Annotated in this window: 19 protein-coding genes; 13 read left to right on the top strand and 6 right to left on the bottom strand. The window is 63.8% G+C overall.

What is annotated here, in order from left to right:
* Positions 1-9: 9 nt before the first annotated feature.
* Positions 10-2,076, bottom strand: a complete 2,067-nt coding sequence (paaZ, locus tag J9788_RS08130; protein WP_182264237.1) for a phenylacetic acid degradation bifunctional protein PaaZ — start codon at positions 2,074-2,076, stop codon at positions 10-12.
* A gap of 317 nt (positions 2,077-2,393) precedes the next feature.
* Between paaZ and paaA the strand changes: the two genes are divergently transcribed.
* The 13 genes from paaA to paaY all read left to right on the top strand — a co-directional run bounded on the left by paaA (position 2,394) and on the right by paaY (position 13,687).
* The gene (gene paaA, locus J9788_RS08125; RefSeq protein WP_046896534.1) at positions 2,394-3,332 is read left to right on the top strand and encodes a 1,2-phenylacetyl-CoA epoxidase subunit PaaA; all 939 of its coding nucleotides are present in this window, start codon (positions 2,394-2,396) and stop codon (positions 3,330-3,332) included.
* A 21-nt stretch (positions 3,333-3,353) separates the two neighbouring features.
* Positions 3,354-3,641, top strand: a complete 288-nt coding sequence (gene paaB, locus J9788_RS08120; RefSeq protein ID WP_004935173.1) for a 1,2-phenylacetyl-CoA epoxidase subunit PaaB — start codon at positions 3,354-3,356, stop codon at positions 3,639-3,641.
* An 8-nt stretch (positions 3,642-3,649) separates the two neighbouring features.
* Positions 3,650-4,408: a 1,2-phenylacetyl-CoA epoxidase subunit PaaC gene (paaC, locus tag J9788_RS08115; RefSeq protein WP_182264236.1), complete on the top strand. Its 759-nt coding sequence runs from the start codon at positions 3,650-3,652 to the stop codon at positions 4,406-4,408.
* A 9-nt stretch (positions 4,409-4,417) separates the two neighbouring features.
* Complete coding sequence (gene paaD, locus J9788_RS08110) at positions 4,418-4,915, top strand: 1,2-phenylacetyl-CoA epoxidase subunit PaaD (protein ID WP_033643609.1); 498 nt, start codon at positions 4,418-4,420, stop codon at positions 4,913-4,915.
* 13 nt (positions 4,916-4,928) lie between these two features.
* Positions 4,929-5,987, top strand: coding sequence for a 1,2-phenylacetyl-CoA epoxidase subunit PaaE (gene paaE / locus J9788_RS08105; protein WP_182264235.1), 1,059 nt, complete (start codon positions 4,929-4,931; stop codon positions 5,985-5,987).
* An 8-nt stretch (positions 5,988-5,995) separates the two neighbouring features.
* On the top strand, positions 5,996-6,769 hold the full coding sequence (gene paaF, locus J9788_RS08100) for a 2,3-dehydroadipyl-CoA hydratase PaaF (RefSeq protein WP_046896531.1): 774 nt from the start codon (positions 5,996-5,998) through the stop codon (positions 6,767-6,769).
* 3 nt (positions 6,770-6,772) lie between these two features.
* Complete coding sequence (gene paaG, locus J9788_RS08095) at positions 6,773-7,564, top strand: 2-(1,2-epoxy-1,2-dihydrophenyl)acetyl-CoA isomerase PaaG (protein WP_097101779.1); 792 nt, start codon at positions 6,773-6,775, stop codon at positions 7,562-7,564.
* Between the two features lie 2 nt (positions 7,565-7,566).
* The gene (locus tag J9788_RS08090; protein WP_182264234.1) at positions 7,567-9,099 is read left to right on the top strand and encodes a 3-hydroxyacyl-CoA dehydrogenase; all 1,533 of its coding nucleotides are present in this window, start codon (positions 7,567-7,569) and stop codon (positions 9,097-9,099) included.
* On the top strand, positions 9,096-9,536 hold the full coding sequence (gene paaI, locus J9788_RS08085; RefSeq protein WP_046896529.1) for a hydroxyphenylacetyl-CoA thioesterase PaaI: 441 nt from the start codon (positions 9,096-9,098) through the stop codon (positions 9,534-9,536). Before J9788_RS08090 ends, paaI begins: the two co-directional genes overlap by 4 nt.
* The gene (gene pcaF / locus J9788_RS08080; protein WP_182264233.1) at positions 9,533-10,738 is read left to right on the top strand and encodes a 3-oxoadipyl-CoA thiolase; all 1,206 of its coding nucleotides are present in this window, start codon (positions 9,533-9,535) and stop codon (positions 10,736-10,738) included. The genes paaI and pcaF overlap by 4 nt, the downstream gene beginning before the upstream one ends.
* 15 nt (positions 10,739-10,753) lie before the next feature.
* Positions 10,754-12,061, top strand: a complete 1,308-nt coding sequence (gene paaK, locus J9788_RS08075) for a phenylacetate--CoA ligase PaaK (protein ID WP_033635108.1) — start codon at positions 10,754-10,756, stop codon at positions 12,059-12,061.
* Between the two features lie 78 nt (positions 12,062-12,139).
* Positions 12,140-13,078: a phenylacetic acid degradation operon negative regulatory protein PaaX gene (gene paaX, locus J9788_RS08070; protein ID WP_182264232.1), complete on the top strand. Its 939-nt coding sequence runs from the start codon at positions 12,140-12,142 to the stop codon at positions 13,076-13,078.
* Between the two features lie 12 nt (positions 13,079-13,090).
* Positions 13,091-13,687: a phenylacetic acid degradation protein PaaY gene (gene paaY, locus J9788_RS08065; protein WP_171403886.1), complete on the top strand. Its 597-nt coding sequence runs from the start codon at positions 13,091-13,093 to the stop codon at positions 13,685-13,687.
* A gap of 36 nt (positions 13,688-13,723) precedes the next feature.
* Here paaY and J9788_RS08060 read toward each other — a convergent pair whose 3' ends face one another.
* The 5 genes from J9788_RS08060 to J9788_RS08040 all read right to left on the bottom strand — a co-directional run bounded on the left by J9788_RS08060 (position 13,724) and on the right by J9788_RS08040 (position 18,617).
* A complete protein-coding gene (locus J9788_RS08060; RefSeq protein WP_182264231.1) occupies positions 13,724-15,121 on the bottom strand; it encodes an amino acid permease in 1,398 nt (465 codons plus the stop codon).
* Between the two features lie 20 nt (positions 15,122-15,141).
* Positions 15,142-16,329: an amino acid aminotransferase gene (locus tag J9788_RS08055; RefSeq protein ID WP_182264230.1), complete on the bottom strand. Its 1,188-nt coding sequence runs from the start codon at positions 16,327-16,329 to the stop codon at positions 15,142-15,144.
* Between the two features lie 58 nt (positions 16,330-16,387).
* Positions 16,388-16,759 (bottom strand): RidA family protein, encoded by a 372-nt coding sequence (locus tag J9788_RS08050; RefSeq protein WP_033643621.1) that lies wholly within the window; start codon positions 16,757-16,759, stop codon positions 16,388-16,390.
* 1 nt (position 16,760) lies between these two features.
* On the bottom strand, positions 16,761-17,558 hold the full coding sequence (locus tag J9788_RS08045) for an alpha/beta hydrolase (protein ID WP_182264229.1): 798 nt from the start codon (positions 17,556-17,558) through the stop codon (positions 16,761-16,763).
* Positions 17,559-17,705: 147 nt separating this feature from the next.
* On the bottom strand, positions 17,706-18,617 hold the full coding sequence (locus tag J9788_RS08040) for a LysR family transcriptional regulator (protein WP_033632680.1): 912 nt from the start codon (positions 18,615-18,617) through the stop codon (positions 17,706-17,708).
* Between the last annotated feature and the right edge of the window lie 47 nt (positions 18,618-18,664).

Here is an 18,664-nt window from a genome sequence, read left to right as displayed (position 1 = left end):
AAGCGCGCATCACGCCTCGAAGTCCCCCTGTTGGCGCGCCACCAACGTCAGGATGCTGTACAGCGCCACCGGCTGCTGTTCCTGATTCAATACTTGCACATCCCACACCACCACGCCGTGCGGCCGATCTTCGGCGGTTTTCTGCGGCTTGCGGATCTTCTTCTTGCAGGTCAACCGCACCTGAATGGTGTCGCCGATCTTCACCGGTTCGATAAAGCGCAGATTCTCCATGCCGTAGTTGGCGATCACCGGCCCGACGGCGGCATCGACAAACAGCCCGGCCGCGGCGGACACCACAAAGTAACCGTGCGCCACCCGCTCGCCGAACAGCGAATCGGCGGCGCCGATCTTGTCCATGTGCGCGTAGAAATGATCGCCGCTCAGGCAGGCGAAGTTGACGATATCCGCTTCGGTCACGGTACGGCGCGCGGTCAACAGGCTGTCGCCCAGCTGCAGCTGCTCGAAGTATTTCCGGAACGGATGTACCGGGTGCTCGGCGACCGGCGCGCCGCGCACCCATTCGCCGCCGATGGCCGCCAGCATCGCCGGGCTGCCCTGGATCGCCGTGCGCTGCATGTAGTGCTTCACCGCACGCAATCCGCCCAGCTCTTCCCCGCCGCCCGCGCGCCCCGGGCCGCCGTGCACCAACATCGGCAGCGGCGAACCGTGGCCGGTAGATTCTGCCGCCGCCTGCTCATCCAGAATCAACATGCGGCCGTGGGCGCAGGCAGCCGCGCGAATGAAGCGCTTGGCCAGCTCCGGGTCGGCGGTCACCAGCGATCCCGCCAGGCTGCCCTGCCCCAGCAACGCCAGCGCGATCGCCTGCTCGGTATCCGCATACGGCATCAGCGTCGCCACAGGGCCGAAGGCCTCAGTGCCGTGCACCGCCTGATGGGTGAACGGATCGGCGCAATACAGCAAGGTCGGCGGATAAAACGCCCCGCCGCGCGCGCCGTCGCCCAGGATTTCCAGCGTATCCAGCGCCGCGCCGCACAGCGGCTCGCAGCCGTTGCGCAGCAGGAACTCCACCTTGCTTTGCACATCATCACGCTGCTCGTGGCTGACCAACGCCCCCATGCGCACCTGCTCCAGCTGCGGGTCGCCCACCGTCACCCCAGCCAGGCGCTGCAACAAGGCCTGACGCACCGCAATCACCTGCGCCGCCGGCACGATGATGCGGCGGATCGCCGTGCATTTCTGCCCCGCCTTGGCGGTCATTTCACGGCACACCTCTTTGATAAACAGCGCAAACTCCGGCATCTCCGGCGTTACGTCTTCCGCCAGCACGCAGCAGTTGAGCGAATCCGCCTCCATGGTGAAGGCGATCGATTTCTCCAACAGCCGCGGGTGCGCGCGCAGCCGCTGCCCGGTCTGCGCCGAACCGGTGAACGTCACTGCATCCTGATAATCCAGGTGCGCAAACATGTCGCCGACGCCACCGCATACCAACTGCAGCGCCCCTTCCGGCACCAGCCCGCTGTCGACGATCAGCCTGACCATCGCCTGCGTCAGCTGCGCGGTGGCGGTGGCCGGCTTGATGATAGCCGGCATGCCCGCCAGCCAGGTCGGCGCCAGTTTTTCCAGCATGCCCCAGCAAGGGAAGTTGAAGGCGTTAATATGCAGCGCCACGCCCGGGCGCGAGGTCAATACGTGGCGAGCGGCGAACTGCGCCTGTTTCGACAACGGGATCAGCTCATCCTCCGGCCACAGGGTATCATCCGGCAGATCGCGGCCGGCCATGCCGGCATAGGCGAACAGCGTGGCGATGCCGCCTTCGATATCGACCCAGCCGTCGCTGCGCGTCGCCCCGGTTTGATAGGAAATCTGATACAGCGCCTCTTTGTGCGCCAGCAGGTGTTTCGCCACCGCTTTGAGCATCTGGGCGCGCTGCTGGAACGTCATTTGCGCCAGCGCCGGGCCGCCGTGGCGGCGGGCATAGCTCAGGCTCGCCGCTAACGGCAGGCCGTAGGAGCAGACCTGGTACAGCGCCTCGCCGGTCACGGCGTGGCGGATCTCGCGGCCCTCTCCCTGCCCATACACCCAGGCGCCAGAAAGATAACTGTGTAACTGCTGCATGTGCCCTCCAAAATTCATAAATTTTCACCATACAGCTTAATTACGTATCATATAAATGCCAGTTTACGCCAAGCCAAATTTTAACAAAAAGAGAACAAAACGCACCGCCAAGCCACTCATCTTGCCATTAATGCGGAGTTGAACGCTTTAATTATTAAATTAAATCAATAAATTAACTGCAAACCCTGTGATTGAGCTCGCAAAACCACATAAATCTCGTTTGATCTTTTTGTTATCAGTTTGTAGCCTTATGGTTAGTTAAAGTGATTCACATTTTTATATTCAATGTGAAAAATACGAATCACCAAGAGGCAAGCATGACAACTGAAGCACAGTATCAGCAGCATTTCGACGCCAAGATCGCGGCGGATATCGCTATCGAAGCCAAAGACTGGATGCCGGACGCTTACCGTCAGAACCTGATTCGGCAGATCGGCCAACACGCCCATTCGGAAGTCATCGGCATGCTGCCGGAAGCCAACTGGTTGACGCGCGCCCCCACGCTGCGCCGCAAGGCGGTGCTGCTGGCCAAAGTGCAGGATGAGGCCGGCCACGGCCTGTACCTCTACAGCGCCGCCGAAACCCTCGGCTGTTCGCGCCAGGACATCTACCAAAAGATGCTCGACGGCAAAATGAAGTACTCCTCAATCTTCAATTACCCCACGCTCAACTGGGCGGATATCGGCGTGATCGGCTGGCTGGTCGACGGCGCCGCCATCGTCAACCAGGTGGCGCTGTGCCGCGCGTCCTACGGCCCCTACGCGCGGGCGATGGTGAAGATCTGCAAAGAGGAAAGCTTCCACCAGCGCCAGGGCTACGAGGCGGTGATGGCGATGGCCCACGGCAGCGATGCGCAGCGCGCGATGTTGCAGGACGCCATCGATCGCTTCTGGTGGCCGGTGCTGATGATGTTCGGCCCGAGCGACGCCGACTCCCCTCACAGCGCCCAGAGCATGGCGTGGAAAATCAAACGCCACAGCAACGATGAACTGCGGCAAAAGTTCGTCGACAACACCGTGCCGCAGCTTGAGGCGCTGGGCATGACGGCGCCGGATCCGAGTCTTACCTGGGACGAGGCCGCCGGCCACTATCGCTTCGGCGAGATCGACTGGAGCGAACTGCATGAAGTGATCAAAGGACGCGGCCAATGCAACCACGAACGCCTGCAGGCCAAACGCCGCGCCTGGGAAGACGGCGCCTGGGTGCGCGACGGCGCCATGGCCCACGCCGCGAAAAACGCCGCTTCCGCCGCATAGCCAACATAAGGAACCGAGATCATGAGCCACGTTGAATGGCCGCTGTATGAAGTGTTTATCCGCAGCAAACAAGGGTTGGCGCATCGCCACGTCGGCAGCCTGCACGCCGCCGACGACCAAATGGCGCTGGAAAACGCCCGCGACGCCTATACGCGCCGCAACGAAGGCTGCTCGATTTGGGTGGTGCAATCCCGCCATCTGATCGCCTCGCAGCCGGAAGATCGCGGCGCGTTCTTCGATCCGTCCGAAGACAAGATCTACCGTCATCCGACGTTTTACACCATCCCCGACGGCATCAAGAACATGTAGAGGCGACCATGACGGTTAACGATCCGCGCATCAGCTATTTGCTTCGCCAGGGCGACACGCCTTTGATCCTCGCCCAGCGCCTGTGCGCCTGGTGCGGCCACGCGCCCGAGCTGGAAATCGATCTGGCGTTGGCCAACATCGGACTCGATCTGCTCGGCCAGGCGCGCCACTTCCTGGGCTACGCCGCCGAACTGGCCGGCCCGTCCTGCAGCGAAGACAGCCTGGCCTTTGGCCGCGACGAGCGCCAGTTCCATAACCTGCTGCTGGCGGAACAGCCGAACGGCGGTTTCAACGACACGCTGGTGCGCCAGTTTCTGCTCGATGCCTACCACGTGCAGTTGCACCAGGCGCTAAGCCGCAGCCGCAATGCGCAGATCGCCGCCATCGCCGCCAAATCGTTGAAGGAGGCCGATTACCACCTGCGATTCAGCCGCGGCTGGATGATCCGCCTCGGTGACGGCAACGATATCAGCCACCGCAAGATCCAGCAGTCACTGGATAACCTGTGGCGTTTCACCGCCGAACTGTTCCATGCCGACGCGCTGGAGCTGACGTTGGCAGAACAAGGCATCGCCGTCGATCCGCGTGAGCTGCAGGCCCCCTGGCAGACGCTGGTGGAAGAAACGCTGCGCCAGGCGACGTTGACGCTGCCTGCCGAGCAGGCGTTCCGTCACGGCGGCAAGCAAGGTCAGCACAGCGAACACCTCGGCCCGCTGCTGGCGGAGATGCAGTTCCTGCAGCGCGCCTATCCAAACAGTCAGTGGTAGGAGGCCGCGATGAACGTCACTCGTTTGCAACCCGCCGAAATCCCGCAGATTTGGCACTGCCTGCAGCAGATCAGCGATCCCGAGCTGCCGGTGCTGTCGATCACCGATTTGGGCATGGTGCGCGACGTGGTGCGCGACGGCAGCGGCTGGCGCGTGACCTTCACCCCAACCTATTCCGGCTGCCCGGCCACCGAATTTTTGCTCAACGCCATCGAGCAGCGGCTGACGGCCGCCGGCTTCAGCCCGGTGCGGGTGGACATTCGCCTCAGCCCAGCCTGGACCACCGACTGGATGAACGCCGACGCCCGCGAGCGGCTGCGGCAATACGGCGTAGCGCCACCGCAGGGCCACACCTGCGATCGGCCGCACGCCCACGGCCCGGTCGCCTGCCCGCGCTGCGGCAGCACCCACAGCGAGAAGATCAGCGAGTTCGGCTCCACCGCCTGTAAAGCGCTGTACCGCTGCTGCGACTGCCGGGAACCGTTCGACTACTTCAAATGCATATAGGAGCGCTGACACCATGACGGTCTTTCATCGCCTGAACGTCGCCGCCATCGAGCGCGAAACACCGGACGCCGTAGCCATCACCCTGCGGGTGCCCGAAGAGCTGCAAAACCAATACCGCTACACCCCCGGCCAGCACCTGACGCTCAAAGCGCGGGTCAACGGCGAAGAGCTGCGGCGTTGCTACTCCATCTGCAGTTCACCGCAGGAAGGCCTGCTGCAGATCGGCGTAAAAGCGATTGATCAGGGCCGTTTCTCCGGCTTCGTCAACCGCATGCTGAAAGTCGGCGATGCGCTGGAAGTGATGGTGCCGCAGGGGCGCTTCGGCTATCAGCCGCAGGCGGAGCGCCACGGCAACTACCTGGCGATCGCCGCCGGCTCCGGCATCACGCCGATGCTGTCGATCATCAAGGCGACGCTGCAGCTCGAACCGGGCAGCAGTTTTACCCTGATCTACGGCAACCGCAACAGCCGTTCGATGATGTTCAAAGAAGCGCTGTCGGATCTGAAAAACCGCTACCCGCAGCGTTTTCAGCCGCTGTACCTGTTCAGCCAGGAGAGCCTCGACAGCCCGCTGCTCAGCGGCCGCATCGATCGTGAACGCCTGACGGCGATCGGCGGCGCGCTGCTGGATTTCCGCGACTATGACCACGCCTTCATCTGCGGGCCGGAATCGATGATGGACGACGCGCAGACCGTGCTGGAACAGGCCGGCGTCCCGGCCAACCGCATCCACAGCGAACGCTTCAACACCAGCGGCCTGGTCGCCCGCCCGCGCCACAGCGGCGATCGCAACGCCGCCAGGGTGACAATCCTGCTCGACGGCCGCCAATTGGATATCGAGCTCGGCGAACAGGACGACAGCATTCTCGACGCGGCGCTGCGCCAGGGCGCCGACCTGCCCTACGCCTGCAAAGGCGGCGTGTGCGCCACCTGCAAATGCCGGCTGAAGGCCGGCCAGGTGGAGATGGGCGTCAACTACAGCCTGGAGCCGGACCAGTTGGCGGCGGGCTATGTATTGAGCTGCCAGTCGTGGCCGAAAGGCGACGGCGTGGTATTGGACTTCGACGTCTAGGAGCCGCGATGGATACCCCCTTTATTTTGCGCCAGCAGCAGCACCGCGTGGTCACGCTGACGCTGCACCGCCCGGAGGCGCGCAACGCCCTGAGCACCCCTTGCCTGGAACAGCTGGTGTTTCTGCTGGAGCAGGCCGATGCCGACAGCGGCGTGGGCGCCGTGGTGATCGCCGGCGCGGCGCGTTTCTTTGCCGCCGGGGCCGATCTGCACGAGCTGCAACGGCAGGATCTGCCGGCCGCGCTGGCGGACAGCCGTCCGCAGCTGTGGCAGCGGCTGGCGCAGTTCAGCAAGCCGCTGCTGGCGGCTGTGAACGGCTATGCCCTGGGCGCCGGCTGCGAGTTGGCGCTGGCCTGCGACATCGTTATCGGCGGCGAAAGCGCCCGCTTCGGCCTGCCGGAGATCACCCTCGGCCTGATGCCGGGGGCCGGAGGCACCCAGCGCCTGATCCGCTGCGTCGGCAAGTCTCGCGCCAGCCAGATGGTGCTGACCGGCGAAGCCATCGACGCCCGCACCGCGCTGCAGGCTGGCCTTATCAGCGAAGTGTGCGTCGATGCCCTGACGCTGGAGCGCACGCAGCAGATTGCCGATCGCATCAGCCGTCAGGCGCCGCTGGCGCTGCGCGCCGCCAAGCAGGCGCTGAAACAGGCCGAGGAAACCGGCCTTAGCCAGGGGCTGGCGATGGAGCGTCAGCAGTTCGTCACCCTGGCCGCCACCGACGATCGCCGCGAAGGCATCGCCGCCTTTTTCGAAAAACGTACGCCAAACTATCAGGGGCGCTGATTTATGGATAACGCATTGATTCTCAGTCATCTCGACGCCGGCGTGTTGACGCTGACCCTCAACCGTCCGGATCGGCTCAACAGCTTTAACGACGAGATGCATCGCCAGCTGAGCGAGGCGCTGACGCAAGCCGAGCGCGACGACAGCGTGCGCTGCCTGCTGATCGCCGGCGCCGGCCGCGGTTTCTGCGCCGGGCAGGATCTCAACGATCGCAACGTCAGCGCCGATCAACAGGCGCCGGACCTCGGCCTGTCGGTCGAACGTTTCTACAACCCCCTGATCCGTCGCCTGACCGCCCTGCCCAAACCGGTGGTGTGCGCGGTCAACGGCGTGGCGGCCGGCGCCGGCGCCGCGTTGGCCCTGGCGTGCGACATCGTCATCGCCGCCGACAACGCCGGCTTTATTCAGTCGTTCTGCCGCCTGGGGCTGGTGCCGGATTCCGGCGGCAGCTGGTTCCTGCCGCGGCTGGCCGGCCACGCCCGCGCGATGGGCATGGCCATGCTGGGCGATAAAATCAGCGCCCAACAGGCGCTGGAGTGGGGCATGATCTGGCAGGTGGTGCCGGCGGATGAATTGGCCGACCGCACGCAAACGCTGGCGCGCCATCTGGCCACCCAGCCGACTTACGGTCTGGGGCTAATCAAGAAAGCCATCTACAGTTCGGCCACCAACAGCCTCGATCAACAACTCGATCTGGAGCGCGATCTGCAGCGATTGGGCGGCCGCAGCGACGACTACCGCGAAGGCGTCAGCGCGTTCTTCGCCAAACGCACGCCAAACTTCAGCGGGAAATAGCCATGAACGCGTCCCTTCTTAACGGCCAGGTAGCGGTGATCGGCGCCGGCACCATGGGCATCGGCATTGCGCAGGTGGCCGCCGCCGCCGGTCACCCGGTGCGGCTGTTCGATATCGCCCCCGCCGCCGCCCAGCGCGCGATCGACGAACTCGCTCGCCGCCTGCGCCAGCGGGTCGACGGCGGCAAGGCCGACGCCAACGCCACCGAGGCGCTGCTGGCGCGTCTCGAACGCGCCGATTCGCTCGAGCAACTGGCCGACAGCGCGCTGGTGATTGAAGCGGTGGCGGAAAATCTGGCGATCAAGCAGAGCCTGTTCCGCGATCTGGAAGCGGTCTGCTCGCCCACGGCGCTGTTCGCCAGCAATACTTCCTCGCTGTCGATCACCGCCATCGCCGGCGCCTTGCAACACCCGCAGCGCATGGCCGGGCTGCACTTCTTCAACCCGGCGCCGCTGATGAAGCTGGTGGAGATCGTCAGCGGTCTGGAGACCGGGGCCGAGACCCTCGCCGCGCTGCAAGCCCTGGCGCAGCGCTGGGGTAAGCAGAGCGTCGTGTGTCGTTCGACGCCGGGATTCATCGTCAACCGCGTGGCGCGGCCGTTCTACGCCGAAACCCTGCGCGCGCTGGAAGAACGGGTGGCCGACGCCGCCACCCTGGATGCGGTAATGCGCGACGCCGGCGGTTTCGCCATGGGCCCGCTGCAGTTGACCGATCTGATCGGCCAGGACGTCAATTACGCCGTGACCGACTCGGTGTATCAGGCCTTCTACCAGGATCCGCGCTTCACCCCCTCGCTGGTGCAGCAGGAGCTGGTGGCCGCCGGGCGCCTCGGCCGCAAATCCGGCCGCGGCTTCTACCGCTACGACGCACAACGCCCCACCGCAGAGATGATCGCCTTTGCGCCACCGGCGCAGGCCGCGCTGCCGCAGCGCGTTACGCTGCACGGCGACTGGTCTTCGCTGGCCGATTTGGCGCAGCTGTTAAGCGAAAATGCGGGGGCGATCAAACAACCTGGCCAGACCAGCCCGCACGTCACGATCGACGACGTTACACTGATGTTAACCAATGGTAAAACCGCCGGCCAACTGGCCGACGAACGTGGAACGCCCGTGGTGCTGTTCGATCTCTGTGCCGACTATGCGCATGCCTCCGCCATCGCCATCAGCTGCGCGGCGCAAAACGGCGCGCAACACAATGCCAAAGCGATCCGTCTGCTGCAGTCCCTCGGCAAACGCGTCATCCCGTTGCCGGATTACCCCGGCCTGCTGACGATGCGCACCCTGGCCATGCTGGCCAACGAAGCGCTCGACGTGGTGAACAAAGGCGTCGCCAGCGCCGAGGATACCGATCTGGCGATGCTGCGCGGCGTCAACTATCCGCGCGGCCCGCTCGCCTGGGGCGCCACGCTCGGCTGGCGCCATATTCTGGCGACGCTGGAAAACCTGCAACGCTATTACGGCGAGGCCCGCTATCGCCCGATGCCGCTGCTGCGCCGCTACGCTTCCCCCGCCGCTTTCCCAGGAGACGAACAATGAACGCCAATACGCCGCGCGCGCTGGCTCAGCGCTGCGCCGAACAGATGTTCCAGCAAGATACCTGCGCTCAGGCGATGGGGATGCACATCGATGCCGTCGACGTCGGGTACGCGCAGGTCAGCATGACCGTCGGCCCGCAGATGCTCAATGGCCACCAGACTTGCCATGGCGGCCAGCTGTTCAGCCTGGCGGATACCGCCTTCGCCTACGCCTGCAACAGCCAGGGGCTGGCGGCGGTGGCTTCCGGCTGCAGCATCGACTTCATCCGCCCGGCGCTGGCCGGCGATCGCCTCACCGCCAGCGCGCAGATGCGCCATCAGGGCAAAGCCACCGGGCTGTATGACGTCGAAATCGTCAATCAACAGGGCAAAACCGTCGCCTGGTTTCGCGGCCGCGCGCACCGCCTCGGCCACAGCATTTTAGGAGATCGGGCATGAATCAGGCATTTATCTGCGACGGCGTGCGCACCCCGATCGGCCGCTATGGCGGCGCGCTGGCCCAGGTGAGGGCCGACGATCTCGCCGCCCTGCCGCTGCGCGTGCTGCTGGAGCGCCATCCCCAGGTGGACTGGGCACAGCTGGACGACGTGATCCTCGGCTGCGCCAACCAGGCCGGGGAAGACAACCGCAACCTGGCGCGCATGGCGCTGCTGCTGGCCGGGCTGCCGGTCGGCGTTTCCGGCACCACGGTGAACCGCCTGTGCGGTTCGGGCCTGGACGCGCTGGCGATGGCGGCGCGCAGCATCAAAGCCGGCGACGCCGGGCTGATGCTGGCCGGCGGCGCGGAATCGATGACCCGAGCGCCGCTGGTGATGGGCAAGGCCGACAGCGCCTTCAGCCGCCAGGCGCAGCTGTACGACACCACCCTCGGCTGGCGCTTCGTCAACCCGCGCATGCAGGCCGAGTTCGGCACCGATTCGATGCCGGAGACCGCCGAAAACGTCGCGGCGCAGTTCAACATCAGCCGCGCCGATCAGGACGCCTTTGCGCTGCGCAGCCAGCAGCGCGCCGCCCGGGCGCAAACGCTGGGATACCTGGCGCAGGAGATAGCGCCGGTCAGCCTCACCGGTAAAAAAGGCGCAGTCACCCTGTTTAGCCTGGATGAACACCCGCGCGCCGACACCACCTTCGATCAGCTGCAGGCGCTGAAAACCCCGTTCCGTCAGCCCGGCAGCGTCACCGCCGGCAACGCCTCGGGGCTGAACGACGGCGCGGCCGCGCTGATCGTCGCCTCCGAAGCGATGGCGGCGCGCCAGGGCCTGACGCCGCGCGCGCGCATCCTTGCCACCGCCACCTGCGGCGTGGAGCCGCGGCTGATGGGCATCGGCCCGCTGCCAGCCACCCGCAAGGTGCTGGAGATCGCCGGGCTGAGCCTGGCGCAGATGGACGTCATCGAACTGAACGAAGCGTTCGCCGCCCAGGCGTTGGCGGTAATGCGCCAGCTTGGCCTGCCGGACGATGCCCCGCAGGTCAACCCTAACGGCGGCGCGATCGCTCTGGGGCATCCGTTGGGCATGAGCGGCGCGCGCCTGGCGCTGGCCGCCCTGTTTGAACTGGAACGGCGAGCCGGCCGCTACGCTCTGTGCACCATGTGCATCGGCGTGGGCCAAGGCATCGCCATGATCATTGAGCGTGTCTGACCCCTGAGGCTAACCATGACAATAAATCCACAGCCCCTCGAAACGATCGAATTCGCCTCGCGCGATGAGATTGAAGCGTTGCAGTTGGCGCGTTTGAAGTGGACGCTGCACCACGCCTACGACAATGTGCCGATGTACAAGCGCAAGTTCGATCAGGCGGGCGTACACCCCGACGATCTTAAGCAGCTGAGCGATCTGGCGCGCTTCCCCTACACCACCAAGCAGGATCTGCGCGACAACTACCCGTTCGACACCTTCGCGGTGCCGATGGAACAGGTGGTGCGCATCCACGCCTCCTCGGGCACCACCGGCCGCCCGACGGTGGTGGGCTACACCCAGCGCGACATCGATAACTGGGCCGATATCGTCGCCCGCTGCCTGCGCGCCGGCGGCGCCACCGCCAAAGACAAGGTGCACGTCGCCTACGGTTACGGCCTGTTCACCGGCGGCCTGGGGGCGCACTACGGCGCGGAGCGACTCGGCGCGACGGTGATCCCGATGTCCGGCGGGCAGACGGAACGCCAGGCGCAGCTGATCCTCGATTTCAAACCCGACATCATCATGGTGACGCCGTCCTATTGCCTGACGCTGATCGACGAACTGGAGCGCAAAATGGGCGGCGACGCGCGCGGCTGCTCGCTGCGGCTCGGCGTGTTCGGCGCCGAACCCTGGACCGAAGCCCTGCGCCACGAAATCGAAACCCGCATGGGCATCAAGGCGCTGGATATTTACGGCCTGTCGGAGGTGATGGGGCCGGGCGTGGCGATGGAATGTCTGGAAAGCGGCGGCGGCCCCACCATTTGGGAAGACCACTTCCTGCCGGAGATCATCTGCCCGGAGACCGGCGTCGCTCTGCCGGACGGCGAGCACGGCGAACTGGTGTTCACCACCCTGACCAAAGAGGCGCTGCCGGTGATCCGCTACCGCACGCGCGATCTTACCCGGCTGCTGCCGGGCGACGCGCGCCAGATGCGCCGCATGGGCAAGATCACCGGCCGCTCCGACGACATGCTGATCATCCGCGGCGTCAACGTCTTCCCGTCGCAGGTGGAAGAACAGATCATGCAGTTCGAGCAGCTGTCGCCGCACTATCAATTGCAGGTCAGCCGCAGCGGGCATCTGGACACGCTGGCGGTGCGCGTCGAGCTGAAAGAATCGGCGCTTAGCCTCAGCCATCAGCAGCGTTGCGATATCTGCCACCAGCTGCGCCACCACATCAAATCGATCGTGGGCGTCAGCACCGACGTCAGCATCGCCAACTGCGGCGATATTCCGCGCTCGGAAGGCAAAGCGCAGCGCGTGGTCGATCTGCGGCCGCGCTGAGGCGCACGGCGTCACGGATGACGCCGCCCTAAATTATGGTAATGTTGTGGCTCATCGAAGGCTAACCCATGGAAAAATATGGAACATAAACTGGATGAGTTCATTCGCCATGCCGTCGACGCCCAGCCGATCAGCGGCACGTCGCTGATCATTTCGCTGTACGGCGACGCGCTCAGCCACCGCGGCGGCGAAGTGTGGCTCGGCAGCCTGAGCGCGCTGCTGGAGGCCTTCGGTTTCGGCGATCGTTTCGTGCGCACCTCGGTGTTCCGCCTGCAGAAAGAGGGGTGGCTGGCGGTGGAGAGAATCGGCCGCCGCAGCTTCTACCGCGTGACCGAGCAGGGAATGCGCCAGTTCCGCCACGCCGAATCGAAGATCTATCTGCGCGAGCAGCCCGCCTGGGACGGCAAATGGGAGCTGTTGCTGCTGGAATGCGCCGAAAAAAACGCGCGCGCGCGGCTGAAAAAAGAGCTGGGCTGGCTCGGGTTCGGGCAGATCGCCAACAACCTGATGGCCGCCCCCACCCATGCGCAAACCGACGTGACGGCGCTGCTCGGCGAATTGAACGCCAGCGAGCAGGTGATCTACTTCCGCGCCGATTACCCCTACAACCGCTCCGAGCAAACGCTGCAGAAACTGGTGGCCGACTGCTGGTCATTGAGCGAGGTGGCGGCCGGTTATCATGAGTTTATCGTCTCTTTCCGGCCGCTGATGGCGCTGCTGCGCGAAGTCGACCCGGCGGCGCTGACGCCGCTGCGCTGTTTCCAGATTAAGCTATTATTGATTCACTTCTTCCGTCGCGTGGTGTTGAAAGATCCGCTGCTGCCGGATGCGCTGTTGCCCGCCCAGTGGGAGGGCCAGATCGCCCGCAATCTGTGCATCAATCTCTATCAGCAGGTCGATCGCGCCGCGACGGACTACGTCAGCGCGCTGGCGGAGACCACCATCGGCGCCCTGCCCGCACCGGCCGCCGGTTACTATCGGCGCTTCGGCGGCCTGCCGCGCGACCCTACATGTTAAGGAACTCACGCTATGCCTGTGTATCAGATTGACGGCCTGACGCCGGTCGTTGACCCCAGCAGTTATGTGCACCCAACGGCGGTGCTGATCGGCGATGTGATCGTCGGCAAACACGTGTATATCGGCCCGAACGCCAGCCTGCGCGGCGATTTTGGCCGTCTGGTGATCTGCGACGGCGCCAACATTCAGGACAACTGCGTGATGCACGGCTTCCCGCAGCAGGACACGGTGGTGGAAGAAGACGGCCATATCGGCCACGGCGCCATCCTGCACGGCTGCCGCATTCGCCGCAACGCGATGGTGGGCATGAACGCGGTGGTGATGGACGGTGCGGAGATCGGCGAGAACACCATCGTCGGCGCGATGGCGTTCGTCAAAGCCGCGGCGACGATCGAAGCCAACAAGCTGGTGGTCGGCAGCCCGGCGCGCGTGCTGCGCGATCTGACCGAACAGGAGCTGGCCTGGAAGATCGCCGGCACCCGCGAGTATCAGGATTTGGTGCAACGCTGCAAATCCTCGCTGCACGAAGTGGCGCCGCTGACCGAAATCGAACCGGGCCGCCGGCGCCTGAGCTTCGGCGACCACCTGATCCCGAAAAGCCAGCTTTAGTCTCAGGGGCTGAAGGCGCGCCTCAGTCCCCTCTCATTACTCCACTTCCGGCGCCTTGAGTGGCGACGGCGCAACCGCGCGGCGGCTCTGGAAGTGATAAGCCACCACCAGCAGCAAAGTGAACGGAATACCGAACCACAGCGTCATGCGGAAGAATTCGGTAAACGCCGTCGAGATCATCAACGCCGTCATCAGCCCGGCGCCGAGCAAGGTGGTATAGGGAAAGCCCCACATGCGAAATTTCAGGTGGGTCTGCCGATGCCGGCGGCGGAAGAACAGGTGGGTGACGAAAATCATCAGCCAGGTAAAGCAGGCGCCATACACCGAGATAGACATCATGGCGGCGAACGAGGTTTCCGGCGCCACCAGGCTCAGCACGATAGACACCACGATACCGATGCACGACATCGCCAGCGCATTGACCGGAATGCCGCGCCGGCTGACGCGCCCTAAGGCCGCCGGCGCCTGCCCGGCGCGCGACAGCGAGAACATCATGCGAGTGGTGATATACAGCTGGCTGTTCATTGCCGACAGCGCCGCCACCAGCACGATAAAGTTGAAAATACCGGCGGCGGCGGGCAGATGGATCACGTTCATCGCCATCAGGAACGGGCTTTCGCCGGTGCCGGACTGGCGCCAGGGCACGATGGCCAGCATCAGGGCGATCGACAGCATGTAGAAGATGAACAGCCGCACGATGGTGCCCTTGAACGCCGCCTTCACCGCAATCACCGGATTCTTCGCCTCGCCGGCGGCCACCGCGATCATTTCAATGCTCAGGTAGCTGAAGATGGACACGATCACCGCGAACCACATGCCCTTGACGCCAAACGGCATGAAGCCGCCGGCGGTCAGGTTGCGCAGGCCGTAAGCCGGGTTGCCCGAGAACGCCAGCATGCCGATGCCAATCAGAATAAACGCCACGATCGCCGTCACTTTGACGGTGGACAGCGCGTATTCCACCTGGCCGAACGATTTCACGCCGATCACGTTAACGACGATCACCGCCGCCGAGAACAGCAGCACCCACGGCCAGGTCGGCGTCGCCGGGAACCAGAACTGCATGTACATGCCGATGGCGGTGACTTCGGTGCCCACCGCCAGCACCACACAGGACCAGTAAGAATAACGCACCAGAAAACCGAACAGCGGGCCGAGATAGAATTCGGCGTAGTCGCCGAACGAGCCGGGCGTCGGGTGTTCGGAGGTCATTTCCGCCAGGCTGCCCATCAGCAGCAGCGCAATGACGCCGCCGATCAGGTAGCTCAGCAATACCGACGGCCCCGCCATCTGAATGGCGTAGGCGCTGCCGAGAAACAGCCCGGTGCCGATGGCGCCGCCGATCGCCAGCATCGACATCTGCCCGGCGGTAAGATGCTTGTTCAACCCGCCCTGGCGGCGGGCGATATGCTCAAAATCATTCATCTGTGGCATGGCTGGGTTCCCGAGCGGAGTTAGGCGGTGCGGGTGACGTCGAGGATCGCGGCGGTCACATAGTCGATGTTGCCGGGGTTAAGCCCCGGCAGACACATGCGGCCGGGCGAGACCAGATAGATGGCATAGCGTTGCCGCAGGGTCTGCAGCTGCGCTTCGTTCAGGCCGGTATAGCTGAACATGCCGCGCTGATCGCGAATGCGCCGGTGATCCAGCGAAGAGCCCCCCTGCGCCAGTCCAGCGGCCAGCTGTTCACGCATTTGCTTGATGCGCGAGCGCATTTCCGCCAGCTCATTGCGCCAAAGCTCGCCGAGTTCGGCGTCGCCGAGCAGGGTTTCCACGATCTGGCTGCCGTGCGTCGGCGGGCAGGAGTAGCTGCGGCGGATCAGCGTTTTTAACGCCCCTTTGACGTTGGCGGCATTTTCCGCGTCGGCGCAGCGCACCGACAGCGCGCCCAGACGCTGGCCGTACAGCGCGACGTTTTTGGAAAACGAATTGCAGACCAAAAACGGCAGATCGGTTTTCAGCGCTTCGCGCAATGCAAAGCAGTCCTCCTCCAGCCCGTCGCCGAAGCCCTGATAGGCGATGTCGAACAGCGGCAGCAGGTTGCGTCGCTGCAGCACGGCGAGCGTGGCGCGCCATTGCTCCGGCGTCAGATCGGTGCCGGTCGGGTTGTGGCAACAAGGGTGCAGCAAGACCACGCTGCCCGGCGGCAGGCTGTCCAGCGCGTCAAGCATGGCGGCGAAACGCAGGCCGCCCGCCGCTTCGTCAAAATAGGGATAGGTTTTCACCCGCAGCCCCGCCCCTTCGAAAATCGCCCAATGATTGGCCCAGGTAGGATCGGACACCCAGATTTCGCCGCGCGTCAGAAAGTGACGCAGAAAATCCGCCGCCAGCTTCAACGCGCCGGAACCGCCGACGGTCTGCACCGTGGCGATGTCTGCCGCCTGCCGCTCACCGAACAGCAGCGTCTGCACCTGACGAGCGAACTGCGGCGCCCCCTCGATCGGCGGATAGCCATGTGGGCGACGCAGCGCCAACAATCGCTGTTCGGCCGCCTCAACCGCGCGCATCAGCGGAATATTCCCCTGCCGATCGTAATACAGCCCAATGCCTAAATTCACTTTTTTCGGATTGGGATCCTGCAAATAGGCTTCCATCAGCGACATAATAGGATCGGCGGCGGAAGGTGCAATCTGTTTAAACATGACGCATCCTTAACTCGTTATTGAATTAATATAAAGACAGGCTTAAGGAGAAATTAAATCAGGCGATGGCGCTGACGGTAATTTCTATTTTCATTCCGGGCACCACCAATTTCTCGACGATGACCGTGGAGCGATTGGGATAAGGATAATTAAAGTATTTCCGGTAAATATCATCGAGCCATTTAACATCGTTAACGTCGGTAAGATACACGATCACCTGCAGCACCTTATCGCTGTGGCTGCCCGCCGCCTTCAGCGTCTGCGCCAGGTTATCGAAGGTCAGCGCAATCTGTCGCTCCGGCGCGCCGGTGTCGATGCTGCCGTCCGCCCGCACCGGGCCATGGGCGGTAAACAGCATGCCGCCGCCCCGGGTGGCCCAGGAAAAAGGCTGGCCGATATCCGGCAGCCCGGTCTCTACAATCTCGCGCATGTCAGTGGTTCCCGTGGTGGTCAAGTTGGCGAAGCAGCGCGCCATCGGCGACGAACAACGCATCCAGGATGGTGAAATGGTTGGCGCCTGGCACCGCGACCAGTTCAGCCGGCAGCCCGCGTTGGCGCAGCGCCGCATGATAGTGTTGCGACTGACCTCTCAGTTCCGGCAGCTCCAATGCGCCGTAATACAGCGTAAGCGGCTTGCCGCGCGTCGGCAGGCGGCGCGCCGGGCTGAGCATTTCAATTTGCCGCGTGGTCAACTGCAGCGCCCGATTGACATAGCTTTGTTGCAGCGGCGCCAGCTCGAACAGGCCGCTGATGGGAAAGACGGCATCCACCAACGCATGCTGCTGCCAGAGCGCCGCCAACTGCCCGCCGGCGGAATGGCCGCACAGATAAACCGGATGGGCGTAGTGCGGCGGCAGACGGCCCTGAATGGCATCCAGCGCCATTCCGACCTGTCGGCATATTTCGTCGAGATCCACCGCCGGCGCGAGCGCATATTCCACCAACACCACGTCAAAACCCAACGCCAGCGGCCCGGCGGCGATAAAGGCAAAATCCGCCTTATCGCAGAATTGCCAATAGCCGCCGTGAATAAAAATTAACGTCCCCTGATGCGGCTTTGCAGAATAGAGCCAATCAAATGTTTCGCGTTCGCCGTTGCCATAAGCAATATTACTCTCATGGCGCGTCTGTTTATAAACAGCCGCGCTGCGGGTTTGAAATGAAGTCAAAATAGCCGCTTCATTATCCACCGTGGCGCCGTTGTCATAACTCCCCGCAAGTGGTTTCATATATTAAACTTCGTTTATTATTTAAGATGTGAATTAACTATTAGCACCGACAAAATTATTGTCAAGACGGGCGCATCAGCAATGCGCGCCCGGTAAAATAAAACCTGATGAATAATGAAAAAGTTTAACCCATGAAACTTTTTGCGCTTATTTCCCCCGCCCGTCCGGCTGAATTTGCGGCAAGGCGCTGAGCCGTTCAAATGCATAATCCCAAAAGGCGCGCACCTTCAGCGGCATGTGCTGCGCCTGCTGCGCCACCAGCTGTACCGGCATCGGCAACGGCTCATGATCCGTCAGCAGCCGCACCAGCGTACCGGCGGCCAAATCGTCCGCCACCTGATACGAGAGCAACCGGGCGACGCCCTTGCCGGCGCGCACCGCCAGCAGTTGCGCTTCCACGTCGTTGAGCAACAGCCGGGGAGCCAATCGCACGCGCTCGCCGTTTTCCTGCGGGCCGAAGCGCCATTCGCGCAGCGACGGCCGCTGGGTGCCGACGATGGTGGCGTGCTCCGCCAGCTGCGCCGGCGATCGCGGTTCACCGCAGCGCGCCAGGTAATCCGGGCTGGCGACCGTCACCCGGCTGACCTGCCCCAGGCGCCGCGCCACGCGGGAAGAGTCCTGCAGATGACCGATGCGCACCGCGATATCCAACCCTTCGTCAATCAGATCGAGATTGCGATCGTTCAATACCATTTCGATCTGCATCTGCGGGTAATCATCGAGAAATGCCATCACCACCGGCGCCACGTACCGGCGGCCGAACTGCACCGGCGAGGTAACGCGCAGCAAGCCGCTCAGCTGCGCCTCGGCGGTATCCTGCACCACCGCCTGATAATCCTGCAGCAGCTGTTGCGCGCGCTCCAACAGCCGTGCGCCCGCTTCGGTAGGCGCCAGCCGCCGGGTCGTGCGCTCCACCAATCGGGTGCCGAAACGCTGTTCCAGCGCGGCGATGGCCCGGGTGATCGCCGGCGCCGAACGCCGCAGTTTGCGCCCGGCCGCCGCCAGGCTGCCTTGCTGCACCACCGCCACGAAAATCGCCAACTCGTCTAACCGATCCATAGATTCTTCCGAAAAGTGAAATTATCAATTTCCACATTGCCGGATTT

The sequence above is a fragment of the Serratia sp. X10 genome (genome assembly GCF_017811775.1).
GTDB classification, from domain to species: domain Bacteria; phylum Pseudomonadota; class Gammaproteobacteria; order Enterobacterales; family Enterobacteriaceae; genus Serratia; species Serratia ureilytica.
Note: the sequence above shows the minus strand (reverse complement) of the source record. Positions and strands in the feature narration are given on the sequence as shown.

Coding starts and splice junctions, on each gene's coding strand:
- pcaF (WP_182264233.1), top strand. CDS start 9,533: ATGAATCAGGCATTTATCTGCGACGGCGTGCGCACCCCGATCGGCCGC.
- paaX (WP_182264232.1), top strand. CDS start 12,140: ATGGAACATAAACTGGATGAGTTCATTCGCCATGCCGTCGACGCCCAG.
- paaG (WP_097101779.1), top strand. CDS start 6,773: ATGGATAACGCATTGATTCTCAGTCATCTCGACGCCGGCGTGTTGACG.
- paaD (WP_033643609.1), top strand. CDS start 4,418: ATGAACGTCACTCGTTTGCAACCCGCCGAAATCCCGCAGATTTGGCAC.
- J9788_RS08040 (WP_033632680.1), bottom strand. CDS start 18,617: ATGGATCGGTTAGACGAGTTGGCGATTTTCGTGGCGGTGGTGCAGCAA.
- paaI (WP_046896529.1), top strand. CDS start 9,096: ATGAACGCCAATACGCCGCGCGCGCTGGCTCAGCGCTGCGCCGAACAG.
- paaB (WP_004935173.1), top strand. CDS start 3,354: ATGAGCCACGTTGAATGGCCGCTGTATGAAGTGTTTATCCGCAGCAAA.
- paaC (WP_182264236.1), top strand. CDS start 3,650: ATGACGGTTAACGATCCGCGCATCAGCTATTTGCTTCGCCAGGGCGAC.
- paaE (WP_182264235.1), top strand. CDS start 4,929: ATGACGGTCTTTCATCGCCTGAACGTCGCCGCCATCGAGCGCGAAACA.
- J9788_RS08060 (WP_182264231.1), bottom strand. CDS start 15,121: ATGCCACAGATGAATGATTTTGAGCATATCGCCCGCCGCCAGGGCGGG.
- paaK (WP_033635108.1), top strand. CDS start 10,754: ATGACAATAAATCCACAGCCCCTCGAAACGATCGAATTCGCCTCGCGC.
- paaF (WP_046896531.1), top strand. CDS start 5,996: ATGGATACCCCCTTTATTTTGCGCCAGCAGCAGCACCGCGTGGTCACG.
- paaZ (WP_182264237.1), bottom strand. CDS start 2,076: ATGCAGCAGTTACACAGTTATCTTTCTGGCGCCTGGGTGTATGGGCAG.
- paaY (WP_171403886.1), top strand. CDS start 13,091: ATGCCTGTGTATCAGATTGACGGCCTGACGCCGGTCGTTGACCCCAGC.
- paaA (WP_046896534.1), top strand. CDS start 2,394: ATGACAACTGAAGCACAGTATCAGCAGCATTTCGACGCCAAGATCGCG.
- J9788_RS08045 (WP_182264229.1), bottom strand. CDS start 17,558: ATGAAACCACTTGCGGGGAGTTATGACAACGGCGCCACGGTGGATAAT.
- J9788_RS08090 (WP_182264234.1), top strand. CDS start 7,567: ATGAACGCGTCCCTTCTTAACGGCCAGGTAGCGGTGATCGGCGCCGGC.
- J9788_RS08055 (WP_182264230.1), bottom strand. CDS start 16,329: ATGTTTAAACAGATTGCACCTTCCGCCGCCGATCCTATTATGTCGCTG.
- J9788_RS08050 (WP_033643621.1), bottom strand. CDS start 16,759: ATGCGCGAGATTGTAGAGACCGGGCTGCCGGATATCGGCCAGCCTTTT.